The organism is Sphingobacterium sp. LZ7M1, from assembly GCF_024296865.1.
Classification (GTDB): domain Bacteria; phylum Bacteroidota; class Bacteroidia; order Sphingobacteriales; family Sphingobacteriaceae; genus Sphingobacterium.
Genome location: NZ_CP101134.1, coordinates 2,079,605 through 2,093,739, shown reverse-complemented (window position 1 = coordinate 2,093,739; position 14,135 = coordinate 2,079,605). Strand labels below are relative to the sequence as shown.

The window sequence follows — 14,135 nt, the reverse complement described above, 5'->3', positions numbered from 1 at the left end:
TTCACTAAATAACTATAAACTGAAATTTACTATTAAAACGTATAAACTGAAAATAATTGTATAAAAAAAAGGGGCTAAAATGTGATGTTAGCCCCTTTTTTTTACTTTTTAAAGAATTTTATTCTCCATCGAAAGTTACTTTCACTAAATGACGGTCAATTTCCCAACGTCCAGTACCTTCTTCGCCGATTACGTCGAATAGTTCTAGGATGCGTCTGGCAATGTATTCTTCCTCTACTTGCTCTTCTAGGAACCATTGAATGAAGTTGAATGTTACAAAATCTTTTGCTTTGAAACATTTGTCAGCGATCTTGTTAAATTGTTCCGTTACAAACATCTCTTGCTCCAATGTTTGCTCGAATACACCTCTGAAAGATTCAAAATCAACTGGTACATTCGTGATTTCAGGTGAAATAGAACGTCCACCGCGGTCGCTGATGTATTTGAAGATCTTTAGCATGTGAGTACGCTCTTCATCTGATTGTTTAGCAAAGAAATCTGCTGCATTGTCCAAGCCTTGATCATCACACCATGCTGACATTGCCAAATACAATGCTGATGAGTGTGCTTCTACTTTAACTTGTTCATTCAATATGTTTTCAATCTCTTCTGAGATAGATGTTTTTAATTTCAATAAATCTTTCATAATATATTTTCCTTTTTATGTAATAACAAGAAACCTTATGTCGATTTCCTTAACACAAAGATAAAGCTAAACGAAAGAAATTGTAGGAAAAATATGTAATACAAATTCAGTCTAAATTAGCCATAATATTAGCTAAGCTATTTAGAATCAGTATAATTATAAAGAATATTAAATGGCAATCAAGGCTTTGGCCTGTAGGCAGGCTTTGATTTCGCTATTCAGCTCGATCATAAATTTCGCACCAGAAAGTACAGCCTTTAATTTAATGATGTCTTGCACAGATAAAACAAAGATACTATCGGTCCTGAAGGGCATAATGATCTCAAAATCAAATGCTCTAGCCGAATTGCTCAGCATCATTTCCAGATCAATGGCATCTACCCTCTTCTTAAAAGCAAAAAAGTCCCTAACCCTAAAAGCAGTTGTAGACCCTTGAAAATCTAACCAATAACAGTTCCTACGGCTACATTGGTATACAGCCCCATCCTCAGTTTGGAAAATCTCTTCAAAATTTGCTAATGGACAAATCATGTGCTCTCTTTTAATTTGGAACAAATCTAAATATTGTTAAGAATTATTCCAAATTAAAATAGACATATTGTTTAGTTTAGACTAACAGATATAAGACATAAGGCAACAGAATTTTCAAAGTTGGCTAACTATCTTGTTCTTATATCCAGAATATGAGCTCTGCCAAAGGGCATCCTGGCTCAAAACCAGATCTTGGTCCATCCTCCTATCCCATTCCCTGAGCTACGCGAAGGGCATCTTGGTTCAAGACCCCGATCTTGGCCCATCCTCCCTTCCCGCACCCTGAGCTATGCGAAGGGCATCCTGGTTCAACATAGCGTACAGTTCCTGCACCTTCGGTGCAGAATGACAGCCTCCTTAAAAAAAAAGTCTACAGATTCTTCACTGATCGTTCAGAATAGCAGTGTGCTAACAAATCTTCCTGCGGAACCTTAAATCTTGGTCCATCCTCCCATCCCATTCCCTAAGCTACGCGAAGGGCATCCTGGTTCAACATAGCGTACAGTTCCTGAACCTTCGGTGCAGAATGACAGCGTCCTTTAAAAAAAGAGTCTACAGATTCTTCACTGATCGTTCAGAATAGCAGTGTGCTAACAAAACTTCCTGCGGAACCTTAAATCTTTACCCATCCTCCCATCCCATTCCCTAAGCTATGCGAAGGGCATCCTGGTTCAAAACCAGATCTTGGTCCATCCTCCTATCCCATTCCCTGAGCTATGCGAAGGGCATCCTGGTTCAACATAGCGTACAGTTCCTGCACCTTCGGTGCAGAATGACAGCCTCCTTAAAAAAAAAGTCTACAGATTCTTCACTGATCGTTCAGAATAGCAGTGTGCTAGCAAAACTTCCTGCGGAACCTTAAATCTTGGTCCATCCTCCCATCCCATTCCCTAAGCTACGCGAAGGGCATCCTGGTTCAAGACCCCGATCTTGGTCCATCCTCCCATCCCTACCCTGAGCTATGCGAAGGGCATCCTGGTTCAACATAGCGTACAGTTCCTGCACCTTCGGTGCAGAATGACAGCCTCGTTAAAAAAAAGAGTCTACAGATTCTTCACTGATCGTTCAGAATAGCAGTGTGCTAACAAAACTTCCTGCGGAACCTTAGATCTTTACCCATCCACCCATCCCATTCCCTAAGCTACGCGAAGGGCATCCTGGTTCAAGACCCCGATCTTGGTCCATCCTCCCATCCCTTTCCCTGAGCTATGCGAAGGGCATCCTGGTTCAACATAGCGTACAGTTCCTGCACCTTCGGTGCAGAATGACAGCCTCCTTAAAAAAAGTCTACAGATTCTTCACTGATCGTTCAGAATAGCAGTGTGCTAACAAAACTTCCTGCGGAACCTTAAATCTTGGTCCATCCTCCCATCCCATTCCCTGAGCTACGCGAAGGGCATCCTGGTTCAACATAGCGTACAGTTCCTGCACCTTCGGTGCAGAATGACAGCGTCCTTAAAAAAAAAGTCTACAGATTCTTCACTGATCGTTCAGAATAGCAGTGTGCTAACAAAACTTCCTGCGGAACCTTAAATCTTTACCCATCCACCCATCTATCCCAGATATACCCCCAGAACGGTCTGATGTCTGATGTCTATTGTCTAATGTCTAAAAACACGAAAAGGCTCCCTCATCAGGAGCCTTTTCGTGTTTTTAAATATTGTAGTTAAAATTCTTCTTCTTGATTTAATACTTCTTTGTGATTACTCAGATTAGTTCTTGTTTTGGTTTTGTGTTTGTTGATTTGTCGTCTAATAGATTCAATTGCAATATCCGTTGCTTCCTCGAAACTTTTAGCTTGTGCTTTGGCAAACAATTGATTGCCGGGAACATTAAATTTAAGTTCTACTATTTTGTTGGCTTCATCTTCTACGTTTTCCAGTCGCAAATAACATACACCTTCGATGATGTTATCCAAGAACTGATTTAGTTTTTCCGCTTTCTTCTTAATGAACTCGATTAGCTTACTGTCAGCATTAAATTTAATAGATTGCACTGTAATGTTCATTTTTCCTCCTTTTTTAAGCTTTTGGATGAGCTTGTTTATAAATTGATTTTAAACGTTCTGCCGAATTATGGGTATACACTTGTGTTGCCGATAACCCAGCATGACCTAATAATTCCTTGATTGCATTTAAATCTGCGCCGTTGTCCAACAGGGCGGTTGCAAAGCTGTGCCGCAATACGTGCGGACTCCTTTTCTTTTGGGAAGTGATCGTACTTAAGTATTTCTTGACAATTCGATATATCAGTTTAGGATAAGCTTCCTTCCCTTCTTTGCTAACGATCAATTCTGTTGATTTGTTTTGAAAATCTTTTGCTTTTTTCAAATCCAAATACTTCCTCAATTCGTTGGCCAATGTTTGGTGTATGGGAACAAAACGCTCCTTGCTCCTTTTTCCGAATATAAGTATTTTTTTATTATAAAAATCAATATCCTGCTCCTTTATTTTTAACAATTCCGCCAAACGAATACCGGTTCCGAACAAGAGTTCCAAAACGATGAAATCACGGATTTGCTCAAAATCCTCAGACGATGAATTCATATGGTCCAATAACTTGATCATCTTTTCTTTCTCGACGACTACGGGCAGTTTCTTGGCTGTTTTCAAGGATTTGATCAAGGCAATCGGATTCTGCTTGACCAGACCTTCGCGCATTAAAAATTTATAGAATGATTTCAATGAAGATATCGCCCGATTCACCGAAGTGGCCTCCTTGCCCTGCTCCTTTAAATTGGAAAAATAATACCTCAAAAATCGATAGTCAATTTCCTCAAAGGGCATGGACTCGACTTCCAAAAATTGGAACAGCCCATCTATCTCACGCTCATAAGCAATGATCGTATGTTCAGAATACCGCTTCTCAAATTTTAAATAATTTATAAATCGATCCTTATACATTCTTATTTGCTTCTTATTGTAATATTAAGGATTATATAGCATAAAACATGTGATAAAGGACAATTTTACATTTGACTTACTTCACAATTTCTTAACCCCTCTTATAAGGTATTCCTATTAATATATACGAGTTTAAACTTAGCTTAGTATGCTGATACCGGAATTGTTTTCAACAGATTCAGATTTTCCATGATAAGGAGAATAAAATGGCCAAAAGACCTTTTTACCCTCCAACATTCCGAGAGAAATCTACTTACTTCGCATCGGGTATTATTCGAGGCATATTCGAGAAATCCTTTACCCAATTCGGCGTTCTCGAATATGCCTCGAATGAGGTCAGGATTAAAGCCGATAACAGGACAAAAAAAGAGAGCTTTCCGCAATGGAAAGCTCCCTTATTATACTTGTAATTCGATTAAGAATTAAATTTTATCTGTAGCATTTACAGCGTTCAATTCAGCAAAAGCTTGTTCCAAACGCTCAACGAAAGCTTCTTCACCTTTACGCAACCAAACACGAGGGTCGTAATATTTCTTGTTTGGAGAATCAGCACCTTCTGGGTTACCGATCTGCGCCTGTAGGTAATCGTGGTTTTTAGCTTCGTATTTTCTTACACCGTCCCAGAAAGCCCATTGCATATCTGTATCGATGTTCATTTTGATAGCACCATAGGAAATTGCTTCTTCGATTTCTTCAGGAGAAGAACCAGAACCACCATGGAATACAAAATTAACTGGTTTTTCAGCCGTTAAGTTGAATTTCTCACGGATGTATTCTTGAGAGTTATGTAAGATAACAGGTTGTAACTTCACGTTTCCTGGCTTATAAACACCATGTACATTACCAAATGCAGCAGCTACCGTGAATTTATCAGAAACTTTAGAAAGCTCTTCAAAAGCATAAGCAACCTCTTCTGGTTGAGTATATAGTTTTGAGCTATCAACGTCAGAGTTATCCACTCCGTCCTCTTCACCACCAGTAACGCCTAATTCAATTTCGATAGTCATACCAAGTGGTTTCATGCGCTCTAGATATTTTTTAGAGATTTCGATGTTCTCTTCCAAAGGCTCCTCAGAAAGGTCCAACATATGAGATGAAAACAATGGCTTGCCATGTTGAGCAAAGAATTTCTCACCAGCGTCCAACAATCCATCAATCCAAGGCAATAATTTTTTGGCAGCATGGTCAGTGTGCAAAATAACGGCAACACCATAGTGCTCTGCTAATAAATGTACGTGTTGAGCAGCTGAAACAGCTCCTAGAATACATGCTTGTAAATTATCATTATTCAGGGATTTCCCAGCGTAGAACTGTGCTCCACCGTTTGACAATTGAATGATCACAGGTGAATTAACTTTCTTAGCCGTTTCCATAACAGCATTGATAGAATCTGTACCGATAATGTTTACTGCAGGTAATGCAAATTTATGCTCTTTTGCTTTTTCAAAAAGCTCTTGAACTTGATCTCCAGTTAAAACTCCTTTGAAATCTTTTAGGCTCATAGTATATTTTCTAAATTTTATTAATACCAATAAAGATAAAGTTTTTTTGTGAGTTCAAAGAATATAGTGTAAAAAATACACTATGAACTTTTTAGGTATCCTCCATACCCTCCTTCCGTAGCTATTAAAGATTTTATTAATATCTTTAGCTGAATATAACTTTCTAATATTATAATAGCTATGCTTCAGGTCTACGGAATTAAAAATTGTAATACAGTAAAAAAGGCAATAGATTGGTTAAATGAGAACCATAAAGAGTATGTTTTTCACGACTATAAGAAAGAACCGGCAACCTTAAACAAACTTGAAGAATGGGAAAAAGAAGTTTCTTGGGAACAATTAGTGAATAAAAAAGGAACAACCTGGAGAAAGCTGAGCCCTGAAGAACAGGCTGCCGTTAAGGATGCAAAGAGTGCAAATGCAGTCCTTCTTGGTAACAATAGTATGATAAAAAGACCCTTGATCGAAAGTCCAAAGGGTATTTTATTAGGTTTTGATGAAGACGAATACAAATCTAAATTATAAACACGCATGAATAAATCTATTATTAAGATATCCTTAGGCCTCCTATTGGCCCAAGCTGGTATTTTACAAAGCAGTTTTGCACAAAAAGTCGAGAGTAAATACGATTACAAAGAGGCTTTTAAACCTGGTTTTTATACACAGAATGGAAATGTTTATCGTTCTGCTTCGGGGAAACCAGGCCAACTTTATTGGCAGAATGCGGCAAGTTATGATATCAAAGTAAGCTTGGACGATAAGACCCATGAGGTAAAAGGAACTGTAAAAATCCATTATACAAATAATAGCCCCGACCAATTGGATTTCATCTGGTTGCAATTGGAACAAAACCTGTTCAATCAAAAATCCATCGGTCAAGCCGTGGTCCCATTGACAAACAGTCGCTATGGTGACGCAGGATCCGATTTCAATGGTGGATATACGATTTCCAATGTTTCAGGCGGTGGTAAGGCTGATGTAAAGTACAGCATCGACGATACCCGCATGCGAATCGACCTTCCTACTCCATTGGCAGCTAACGGCGGAAAAACAGAAATCAGCATGGATTTCTCCTATATCGTCCCTCAGTATGGCGCTGACCGTACCGGTATCCTTCCTACGGAAAACGGAGATATTTATGCTATTGCACAATGGTACCCTAAAGTATCTGTTTATGATGACGTAACTGGCTGGAATACTTTACCATACTCTGGTCCAGGTGAGTTTTACCTTGAATATGGAGATTTCAATGTGGAGGTAACTGCTCCTGCAAACCACATCGTTGTACTTGGTGGTGAATTATTGAACCCACAAGAGGTATGGACCAAAGAACAGCTGGAAAGATACAACAAAGCAAAATCAAGTGATAAAACCGTCATTATCCGTTCTCAAGATGAAGTGACGAATAAAAATTCTAGGCCAAACAAAAGCACATTGACCTGGAAATATAGATTGGAAAATGCAAGAGATGTAGCTTGGGCTTCCTCTAAGGCATTTATCATCGATGGAGCACAGATTAACCTGCAAGATGGCAAAAAAGCACTGGCGCTATCTGCTTATCCAAAAGAGAGCAATGGTGGAAATGCATGGGAAAGATCTACAGAATATACCAAAGCTTCCATAGAATATTATTCAAAGAAATGGCATAATTACCCATATCCAGTTGCCGTGAATGTAGCATCCAATGTTGGGGGTATGGAATATCCTGCAATTGTGTTCTGTGGTAGTAAAGCTAAAGCAGGAAGCCTTTGGGGAGTAACTGACCATGAATTTGGCCATATTTGGTTCCCAATGATCGTAGGTTCGAATGAACGCCTATATGCCTGGATGGATGAAGGTTTCAACACTTTTATCAATGACCTTTCCACAGAGGCCTTCAACAACGGCGAATATTTCCGCAGGATGGGCGATAGAAATGCCATGGCGAAAGCGTTAATGCATCCAAACCTAGAGCCAATTTTCACCAGTCCACAGGGCATGAAAGAAAGAAACATTGGCTTATTGGCTTATTATAAACCGGGATTTGCGCTTAGGATCTTGAGAGATGAGGTTTTAGGTCCTGAAAGATTTGACGCTGCCTTCAGAAAATACATCGACTATTGGGCTTACAAACACCCGACACCAAATGATTTCTTCCGTACCATTGAAAATGAAACCGGAGAAAATTTAAATTGGTTCTGGAGAGGTTGGTTCTTGAACAATTGGTCTTTAGATCAAGCGATTAGCGATGTAAGCTACGTAGATTTAGATCCAGCTAAAGGTTCCGTGATCACGATCGAAAACCTTCAAAAAATGGCGATGCCCGTTGTGGTTGAAGCAACAACAGCAAGTGGTAAAAAAGTGAGAAAGAAATTACCAGTTGAAGTTTGGGAAAGAAATACCTCTTGGAAGTTTGTTTTAGATACTACCGAGAAGCTTACTAGCGTTAAAATAGATCCAGACAATGTTTATCCGGATATCAATCCAGAGAACAATAACTGGACATCAAAATAATATATGAAGATTCACAAAAATTTATTGCTATTGGTTATGTTACTTTTGGGCAACATAACCATTTCATTTGCACAAGAGATCAAAGGAATAGTATATGATCTGGAAACCAGCAAGAAATTGCCTGATGTACTGATCAAGAACCTGCGAACAAACGATCAAGTAAAGACCGACCTACAGGGGAATTTCACAATCCCTGGAAAGATGAGTGATTATTTAAGTCTAACCGCCCAAGGTTATGACCGAGATACTGCATTTATCTATCAGGAAGGAATTACCCGTATCTATTTAGTAAACGACAAAAGCACCATTACGATTGATGAAGTTGTTGTTTCTAAGATTACGGACAGCCGATTGACCAGAGAAATCGAAAGGGCCAAGAACAACAGTAAAGCTGTTGAAACCAGCACAACCCGTGGAGGTTTGAGGATATCCCCTTCCCGATTATTTGGCAAGGAAGCCAAACAGGCAAGGGCATCGATAGATATCTTGGAAATAGAGCGAGAACAACGAAATGTAGACCGCGTGTTTACAAACGATGTCATCCTTTCACTGATTCCAATGGAGCGACAAGACCTTCTGTTGTTCAAAGATGGCTATAGGCCTTCCTATGAGTTTATCAAGCAAGCTTCACCAGAAGATCTAAAAGCTTATATCTTGGATTCCTATGCTAAATTCAAAAAAAATAAGGTTGAGCCAATAAAGCAATAAGTTTTTTGGAATAAACATTTTATACAATAATTTGTATTAATAACAGGTTAGTCAAACTTTGAGAGAGGTTTGCTAACCTGTTTTTTATTGAATAAAATAGGACATATATGAAAGTAGCATTGATCGGAGCAACAGGGTTTGTTGGCTCCCATATATTGGAAGAATTGGTACACAGAAACATGGAAGTGACAGCGATCGCTCGGGATGTAGAAAACCTCAAAAATAAACCTCATGTCCTAGCGGTACAAATGGACGTGATGCATGACACTAGCCTTGGCAGTGCATTAAATGGCAATGATGTAGTAATCTCGGCGTTTAATGCAGGCTGGACCAATCCTGAGATCTATGATGATTACCTAGAAGGATCCAGACATATTCTAAAAGAATTAAAGGAGACCGGAATAAAACGTTTCATTGTCATTGGAGGTGCAGGAAGTCTCTTGGATGAAAATGACAATAGGCTTGTGGATGACCCTAATTTTCCAAAGGAGATTAAATCTGGCGCCCTGGCAGCAGCGGATTTTTATGAGGTTATCCAACGGGAAGAAGAATTGGATTGGACCTTTATCAGTCCAGCCATTGAGATGAATCCAAGTAAAAAGGGAAAAAGGACTGGAAAATATAGGACTGGAACAGACCATCCTGTTTTTGATCATGATGGTCATTCCAATATCTCCGTGGAAGATTTGGCCGTAGCTGTGGTAGATGAAGTTGAAAACAATAAATTCATCAAAAAGAGATTTACAGCCGGCTATTGAGAGTGTACCTCTAGCCCACTAGCTTACTGATCTTTAAATAACCTACTTCAAGTATATCTTCAGATGTATCGGTCGTCCCCTGTATGCTGATATGATATTGGGCTTTGAATTTGGGGTTTAACAAGTCAGACACTTCATAGATATCATCTACATCGATCCCATATTTATCATCGATGTGGGATGATTCATGATGTTTCCAAAAAACGGTATCCTTGGCAACCCTGGTCGCTTCAGCTAAATCATCTGCCACCACCAATTGCTTATAATGATATTCCTCCATGTCATTGGGTTTGTATCCTCCTAAATTGACAAAAAATAACTTCTTGAAATTACCGTCCGTTTGCGGTCCCTTCTCTACGATTTGGATTTTATAACCAGTAACCTTGCTTACCTTTCTCCAGGAATCGATATGCATCCTCCCTTCTAGAGCTGGCCAAAACTCATTCATTTCCGGCACTAAGTCCTTCAATTCATCAGCAATTCCAAAGAAAACATCATGCTGTTCGGTAAACCTTCCTTCTGGCTTTCCGCCAATTACCACCATAAATAATTCCATAGTATTTTATTATTCCTTAAATTCGAGGTTCAACTAATTTAATTCTAATCCATGAAAAAACTATTCAGTCTGTGCATTATTTTTTTATCAATTATCTGTCAAGCCCATGCTCAGAAGATCGACAAAAAGCTGACCGAGAAAATCAATCAAGCTATTGCGGGTTTTGAGGGGGACTTGGGGATTTATGTTAAACACCTGAAGCAAAACAAGATAGTTAACATCAATGCTGACAGCACCTTCCCTACAGCAAGTGTAGTAAAGGTTCCGATACTGGTAGGTGTTTTTCAAAAAATTCAAGACGGGGATTTAAGCTTAGACCAGAAGTTTATATACCGAGATTCCCGGGCTTATGGAGGTTCTGGACTCATGCAATTTTTCAAGGACAGTACCGAAACTGACCTAACCACCTTGATTGGATTAATGTTAAGCTATAGCGATAATGTAACTTCCATTTGGTGTCAGGAATTGGCAGGTGGAGGTCAAAGCATCAATCCTATTTTGGACCAGTTAGGCCTTAAAAACACAAAGGTCAATTCGAGGACTCCCGGACGTGAAGAAATTTGGAAGAAGTATGGTTGGGGACAAACTACGCCAAGGGAAATGGCAACATTATATGAAATGATCCGAAAGGGTAAAGTGATCTCTCCTGCACATTCAGATAAGATGTATCGGTTCTTAAAGAACCAATTCTATAATGAAAGGGCACTATCACAGTTTCCTGCTGAAGTCAGCTGGATAGGAAAGACAGGATCTTTGGATGAAGTGCGTTCTGAGGTCGTCTTGGTGAATGCGCCACATGGTGATTTTGTTTTCTCCTTTTTCAGCAATAACAACAAAGATAGAAGTTGGACAAAAAACAATGAGGCCGAGGTCCTGACGAGAAAAATTGCAAATATCATCTGGAACCATTATGAAAAGGACTTCACTCCTTTTCCAGCTAATTAGAAGGTATTACAATCTGTAGATTATCAAATAATTGTAATAACGGAGGTTATTTAAGACAAAATACTCTTTAATAAAAAATACTGCTTATCTTTGAACTTTAGGTATTGATTATGTTTTCAAAAGCTTGTGAACACGGAATTAAGGCAATCATCTATATTGCCACGCAATCATTAGAAGGAAACCGCGTAAAGATTACGGCGGTAGCTGAGCATACTGGTACGCCAGAAGCCTTTACGGCAAAGGTTTTAGGGCTATTGACCAAGCATCAGATCTTACATTCGATTAAAGGACCATTCGGAGGATTTGAGATGGACCATAATCAGATACATAATATCAGTCTATCGCAAATTGTGAAAGCGGTAGACGGAGATCAGATCTTCATGGGCTGTGGATTAGGTTTGAAAGAATGTAATGCTTTAAAACCTTGTCCTATGCACAATAGTTTTGTGAAGATCAGGACCGATTTAAAGAATATGTTGGAAAAAACTACGGTCTATGAATTGGCTGTAGGCATTATTTCCGGTGAAAGTATCTTAATGAGGTAATGCAGTTTTGGAGGCCAATAGGCCTAAGAAGTTAAAGGAATTTAAGCATGGAAAGCATTAAACATGATATTCGGAATATAGAGGATATCAAAGTCTTGGTCAATACATTTTACGACCAAATAAGGGAGAATGAGTTGTTGGGACCGATCTTTAATGGAATCATTCAAGATCGATGGCCGGAACACCTAGAAAAAATGTACCGTTTCTGGCAAACCGTTCTTTTGGAAGAGCACACCTATTATGGAAGTCCATTTCCACCTCATGCAAAGATGCCAGTAGAAAAGAAACATTTCGACCAATGGGTTGGCATGTTTTCTAAGACTGTGGACAGTTTATATGAAGGTGAGAAGGCAGAAAGGGCAAAATGGCAAGGTGCTAGAATGGCTGAAATGTTTCAATATAAAATTGAATACTATCAGCAGAACAATTTAAAGCCACTAATTTAAATCAAAACCATATAACAACTATTTAGATAGGAATTTCCATCTTGTAGCAATGCAAGACGAGAAGTTGTTACGCCTAAAAAAGGCAAAAAAAAAGAGCTATAATTTAAAATTATAGCTCTTTTTACTTTAGTCTAATATTTTATTTCTTCGGAAGCCATTCACTGAAGAATGCCATTACTTTGTTTTCATCATAGCCTTTTCCTGACTCTAGACTACCACTTTCTCGTGTGAAAAGGACTTTGCCATTGCTGTCCATAACGATAAAAAATGGAAAGCCATATTCCTCTCCTTTACCAGCTGCGTATTTATTAAATACCACTTCATTTTTATTTTCAGGAGAATAATTCAGGTGGTAATACACAAAGTTATCCTGGAGCAGATTGGCTATTTTGCTGTTTTGGTGAATAAAATTATTGAACCGCAGACACCAAATACACCAGTTACCGCCAGCTTGAATGATAATATTCTTGTTTTCTTTTTTAGCCAATGCAACTAAACTATCAATATCTTTTTGAGCATCCGCCTCAGGATGATAAGGTTTTGCTAAGGAATCCAATTCTGGATTTACTTTTTTGGTTTGGGCAAAACTCTGTGTTTGGAATGCTGTAAGTAGCATCACTAGGCTAAATCCTAATATTAAAGTCAATTTCTTCATGTAAATATATTTTCCAATGTAAAAACGACACGAATTTAATTATTCGTATGTAATTTTAGCATCATTTTACTTATTCATTATCTGTGTACCATTATCTTCTAATCCTTCACTCCTATTTCCGTTGGCTGGTTTTATTTGCGCTCCTATTTCAAATCGCCTGGATATTTATCAACCATAGAAATAACAAGATCTTTAGTTTGAAGGATTATCAGATCTTACTTAGATTGACCACGATCTATAATATACAATTTCTGATTGGCTGGATTTTATACTTGAACAGCCCCATCGTTACGGCCTTTTGGAATGATATTTCAGTAGGAGTAAAAACTCGTCAACTTAGATTCTTCGGTTTGGAGCATATGTCAATGATGACTTTGGCGGTATTCATGATCAATATCGTGAACAACCTAGTAAAGAAAAAGATTGGCAGCAATGGTTTTACTTATTTATGGAAAAGATACATATGGATCAGTCTAATCATTTTAAGTTCCATTCCTTGGTCATTTTCTCCTTTTACCAACCGTCCTAACTTTAGATTTTAAGATCCTGAGGCTTTGGTGAAATAGTTGATAAACTGAAATACCGAAGTTAAGATGACTACCCCTAAGACAATGTATTTGAAGACCCTTTCTGATGTATGTTTCAAGATTACTTTACCCAAATAACTTCCCAAAATACTCACAAGGATCAGAAAAGGAATCAGCTTGATATATTCTGAAGGAAAATAGCCTTGGGATACATATACGACAGCCCTACTGAAATCGACACCAAGATCTATCAAGGCAGAAGTGGCAATAAAGATGTCTTTGGGCAGATTGAAGGCCGCGAGAGTGATTCCCCTGATGGCTCCGCCAGTCCCAACAAGACCCGCAAAAAATCCGGATATCACCCCACCTAAATATAAGTTCTGATTGGTCTGTTTCAAGGGTTTATCAAATCGGAAAAGAAGGAATACGGCAAGGCTGGCAATTAACAGGTTCATTCCCAATTCCATTTCCTTGACAGGAACATATTTGGTCAACATAGCTCCGATTATCACAAATAATACAGCGGGAATGCCTAGTTTCAGTGCTATATCTTTATTGATACCTTTCCGGAATAAAGTGATCTTGGAAAGGTTACTGAATACATGGAAAACAGCAGTAATCCCCAATACGGCTTTAAAATCAAAGAACAAGGAAGCGGTCGGAACGAATAAAATGGACGAGCCAAACCCAGACACTGTGCCAATAATCTCTGTGATCAGTGCTAAAACCAAGAAAATAAAATACCTCTCCATCTGAAGAATATTCGGTTAACAGTTAATAATGTTTTTCATGCAATAAATTGCTGGTCGGTATTCAAATATACTATTTAGCAGGTAGAATTTAGGTTATTGAGCTGAATTGGAGTGTTGAAAATCGGTAAGGAATTAATTTTTCGGTTAAAAAGCAAATGGGTGGGAATC

Annotated in this window: 18 protein-coding genes; 9 read left to right on the top strand and 9 right to left on the bottom strand. The window is 38.6% G+C overall.

The genetic code is table 11. The annotated features are described in order from the left end of the window. Positions 1–118 precede the first annotated feature (118 nt). Entirely contained in the window at positions 119–646 is a 528-nt protein-coding gene (locus tag NMK93_RS08890) for a ferritin (protein WP_185211946.1), read from the bottom strand. A 168-nt stretch (positions 647–814) separates the two neighbouring features. Beyond that, complete coding sequence (locus NMK93_RS08885) at positions 815–1,177, bottom strand: DUF6686 family protein (protein WP_185211945.1); 363 nt, start codon at positions 1,175–1,177, stop codon at positions 815–817. 652 nt (positions 1,178–1,829) lie between these two features. On the opposite strand from NMK93_RS08885, the gene NMK93_RS08880 reads away from it, so the two are divergent. Beyond that, complete coding sequence (locus NMK93_RS08880; protein WP_254530043.1) at positions 1,830–2,039, top strand: hypothetical protein; 210 nt, start codon at positions 1,830–1,832, stop codon at positions 2,037–2,039. A gap of 425 nt (positions 2,040–2,464) precedes the next feature. Here the strand turns inward: NMK93_RS08880 and NMK93_RS08875 are convergent, their stop codons facing one another. The 4 genes from NMK93_RS08875 to fbaA form a co-directional block, all read right to left on the bottom strand. Next, entirely contained in the window at positions 2,465–2,608 is a 144-nt protein-coding gene (locus tag NMK93_RS08875; protein WP_254530041.1) for a hypothetical protein, read from the bottom strand. A gap of 235 nt (positions 2,609–2,843) precedes the next feature. Beyond that, positions 2,844–3,185: a ribosome-associated translation inhibitor RaiA gene (gene raiA, locus NMK93_RS08870; protein WP_185211943.1), complete on the bottom strand. Its 342-nt coding sequence runs from the start codon at positions 3,183–3,185 to the stop codon at positions 2,844–2,846. A 13-nt stretch (positions 3,186–3,198) separates the two neighbouring features. After that, complete coding sequence (locus NMK93_RS08865) at positions 3,199–4,080, bottom strand: tyrosine-type recombinase/integrase (RefSeq protein ID WP_185211942.1); 882 nt, start codon at positions 4,078–4,080, stop codon at positions 3,199–3,201. A 422-nt stretch (positions 4,081–4,502) separates the two neighbouring features. Further along, complete coding sequence (gene fbaA / locus NMK93_RS08860; RefSeq protein ID WP_185211940.1) at positions 4,503–5,582, bottom strand: class II fructose-bisphosphate aldolase; 1,080 nt, start codon at positions 5,580–5,582, stop codon at positions 4,503–4,505. 180 nt (positions 5,583–5,762) lie between these two features. On the opposite strand from fbaA, the gene NMK93_RS08855 reads away from it, so the two are divergent. The 4 genes from NMK93_RS08855 to NMK93_RS08840 all read left to right on the top strand — a co-directional run bounded on the left by NMK93_RS08855 (position 5,763) and on the right by NMK93_RS08840 (position 9,541). Beyond that, positions 5,763–6,107, top strand: coding sequence for an ArsC family reductase (locus NMK93_RS08855; protein ID WP_254530039.1), 345 nt, complete (start codon positions 5,763–5,765; stop codon positions 6,105–6,107). Positions 6,108–6,113: 6 nt separating this feature from the next. Further along, a complete protein-coding gene (locus tag NMK93_RS08850) occupies positions 6,114–8,075 on the top strand; it encodes a M1 family metallopeptidase (RefSeq protein WP_185217891.1) in 1,962 nt (653 codons plus the stop codon). A gap of 3 nt (positions 8,076–8,078) precedes the next feature. After that, positions 8,079–8,783 carry a carboxypeptidase-like regulatory domain-containing protein gene (locus tag NMK93_RS08845; protein ID WP_254530037.1) on the top strand — a complete coding sequence of 235 codons (705 nt, stop codon included), beginning with the start codon at positions 8,079–8,081 and terminating at the stop codon, positions 8,781–8,783. A 107-nt stretch (positions 8,784–8,890) separates the two neighbouring features. Continuing rightward, positions 8,891–9,541 (top strand): NAD(P)-dependent oxidoreductase, encoded by a 651-nt coding sequence (locus tag NMK93_RS08840; RefSeq protein ID WP_254530035.1) that lies wholly within the window; start codon positions 8,891–8,893, stop codon positions 9,539–9,541. Between the two features lie 10 nt (positions 9,542–9,551). Here NMK93_RS08840 and NMK93_RS08835 read toward each other — a convergent pair whose 3' ends face one another. Continuing rightward, positions 9,552–10,097, bottom strand: coding sequence for a DUF1543 domain-containing protein (locus NMK93_RS08835; RefSeq protein WP_254530033.1), 546 nt, complete (start codon positions 10,095–10,097; stop codon positions 9,552–9,554). A 51-nt stretch (positions 10,098–10,148) separates the two neighbouring features. Here NMK93_RS08835 and NMK93_RS08830 point away from each other — a divergent pair, with 51 nt between their 5' ends. The 3 genes from NMK93_RS08830 to NMK93_RS08820 all read left to right on the top strand — a co-directional run bounded on the left by NMK93_RS08830 (position 10,149) and on the right by NMK93_RS08820 (position 12,033). Further along, complete coding sequence (locus tag NMK93_RS08830; RefSeq protein ID WP_254530031.1) at positions 10,149–11,042, top strand: serine hydrolase; 894 nt, start codon at positions 10,149–10,151, stop codon at positions 11,040–11,042. A gap of 110 nt (positions 11,043–11,152) precedes the next feature. Continuing rightward, on the top strand, positions 11,153–11,587 hold the full coding sequence (locus NMK93_RS08825) for an Rrf2 family transcriptional regulator (RefSeq protein ID WP_185211933.1): 435 nt from the start codon (positions 11,153–11,155) through the stop codon (positions 11,585–11,587). Positions 11,588–11,634: 47 nt separating this feature from the next. After that, positions 11,635–12,033, top strand: coding sequence for a group III truncated hemoglobin (locus tag NMK93_RS08820; RefSeq protein WP_185211932.1), 399 nt, complete (start codon positions 11,635–11,637; stop codon positions 12,031–12,033). Positions 12,034–12,172: 139 nt separating this feature from the next. On the opposite strand, the gene NMK93_RS08815 is transcribed toward NMK93_RS08820, so the two are convergent. Beyond that, a complete protein-coding gene (locus NMK93_RS08815) occupies positions 12,173–12,688 on the bottom strand; it encodes a thioredoxin family protein (RefSeq protein ID WP_254530029.1) in 516 nt (171 codons plus the stop codon). An 83-nt stretch (positions 12,689–12,771) separates the two neighbouring features. Here NMK93_RS08815 and NMK93_RS08810 point away from each other — a divergent pair, with 83 nt between their 5' ends. Then, a complete protein-coding gene (locus tag NMK93_RS08810; protein ID WP_185217885.1) occupies positions 12,772–13,230 on the top strand; it encodes a hypothetical protein in 459 nt (152 codons plus the stop codon). Here the strand turns inward: NMK93_RS08810 and NMK93_RS08805 are convergent. Next, positions 13,227–13,967, bottom strand: a complete 741-nt coding sequence (locus NMK93_RS08805) for a sulfite exporter TauE/SafE family protein (protein WP_185211929.1) — start codon at positions 13,965–13,967, stop codon at positions 13,227–13,229. The genes NMK93_RS08810 and NMK93_RS08805 overlap by 4 nt on opposite strands. Between the last annotated feature and the right edge of the window lie 168 nt (positions 13,968–14,135).

Excerpts from the sequence above, each read along its gene's own strand:
- NMK93_RS08890 (WP_185211946.1), bottom strand. The coding sequence starts at position 646 with ATGAAAGATTTATTGAAATTAAAAACATCTATCTCAGAAGAGATTGAA.
- NMK93_RS08885 (WP_185211945.1), bottom strand. The coding sequence starts at position 1,177 with ATGATTTGTCCATTAGCAAATTTTGAAGAGATTTTCCAAACTGAGGAT.
- NMK93_RS08880 (WP_254530043.1), top strand. The coding sequence starts at position 1,830 with ATGCGAAGGGCATCCTGGTTCAAAACCAGATCTTGGTCCATCCTCCTA.
- raiA (WP_185211943.1), bottom strand. The coding sequence starts at position 3,185 with ATGAACATTACAGTGCAATCTATTAAATTTAATGCTGACAGTAAGCTA.
- NMK93_RS08865 (WP_185211942.1), bottom strand. The coding sequence starts at position 4,080 with ATGTATAAGGATCGATTTATAAATTATTTAAAATTTGAGAAGCGGTAT.
- fbaA (WP_185211940.1), bottom strand. The coding sequence starts at position 5,582 with ATGAGCCTAAAAGATTTCAAAGGAGTTTTAACTGGAGATCAAGTTCAA.
- NMK93_RS08855 (WP_254530039.1), top strand. The coding sequence starts at position 5,763 with ATGCTTCAGGTCTACGGAATTAAAAATTGTAATACAGTAAAAAAGGCA.
- NMK93_RS08850 (WP_185217891.1), top strand. The coding sequence starts at position 6,114 with ATGAATAAATCTATTATTAAGATATCCTTAGGCCTCCTATTGGCCCAA.
- NMK93_RS08845 (WP_254530037.1), top strand. The coding sequence starts at position 8,079 with ATGAAGATTCACAAAAATTTATTGCTATTGGTTATGTTACTTTTGGGC.
- NMK93_RS08840 (WP_254530035.1), top strand. The coding sequence starts at position 8,891 with ATGAAAGTAGCATTGATCGGAGCAACAGGGTTTGTTGGCTCCCATATA.
- NMK93_RS08835 (WP_254530033.1), bottom strand. The coding sequence starts at position 10,097 with ATGGAATTATTTATGGTGGTAATTGGCGGAAAGCCAGAAGGAAGGTTT.
- NMK93_RS08830 (WP_254530031.1), top strand. The coding sequence starts at position 10,149 with ATGAAAAAACTATTCAGTCTGTGCATTATTTTTTTATCAATTATCTGT.
- NMK93_RS08825 (WP_185211933.1), top strand. The coding sequence starts at position 11,153 with ATGTTTTCAAAAGCTTGTGAACACGGAATTAAGGCAATCATCTATATT.
- NMK93_RS08820 (WP_185211932.1), top strand. The coding sequence starts at position 11,635 with ATGGAAAGCATTAAACATGATATTCGGAATATAGAGGATATCAAAGTC.
- NMK93_RS08815 (WP_254530029.1), bottom strand. The coding sequence starts at position 12,688 with ATGAAGAAATTGACTTTAATATTAGGATTTAGCCTAGTGATGCTACTT.
- NMK93_RS08805 (WP_185211929.1), bottom strand. The coding sequence starts at position 13,967 with ATGGAGAGGTATTTTATTTTCTTGGTTTTAGCACTGATCACAGAGATT.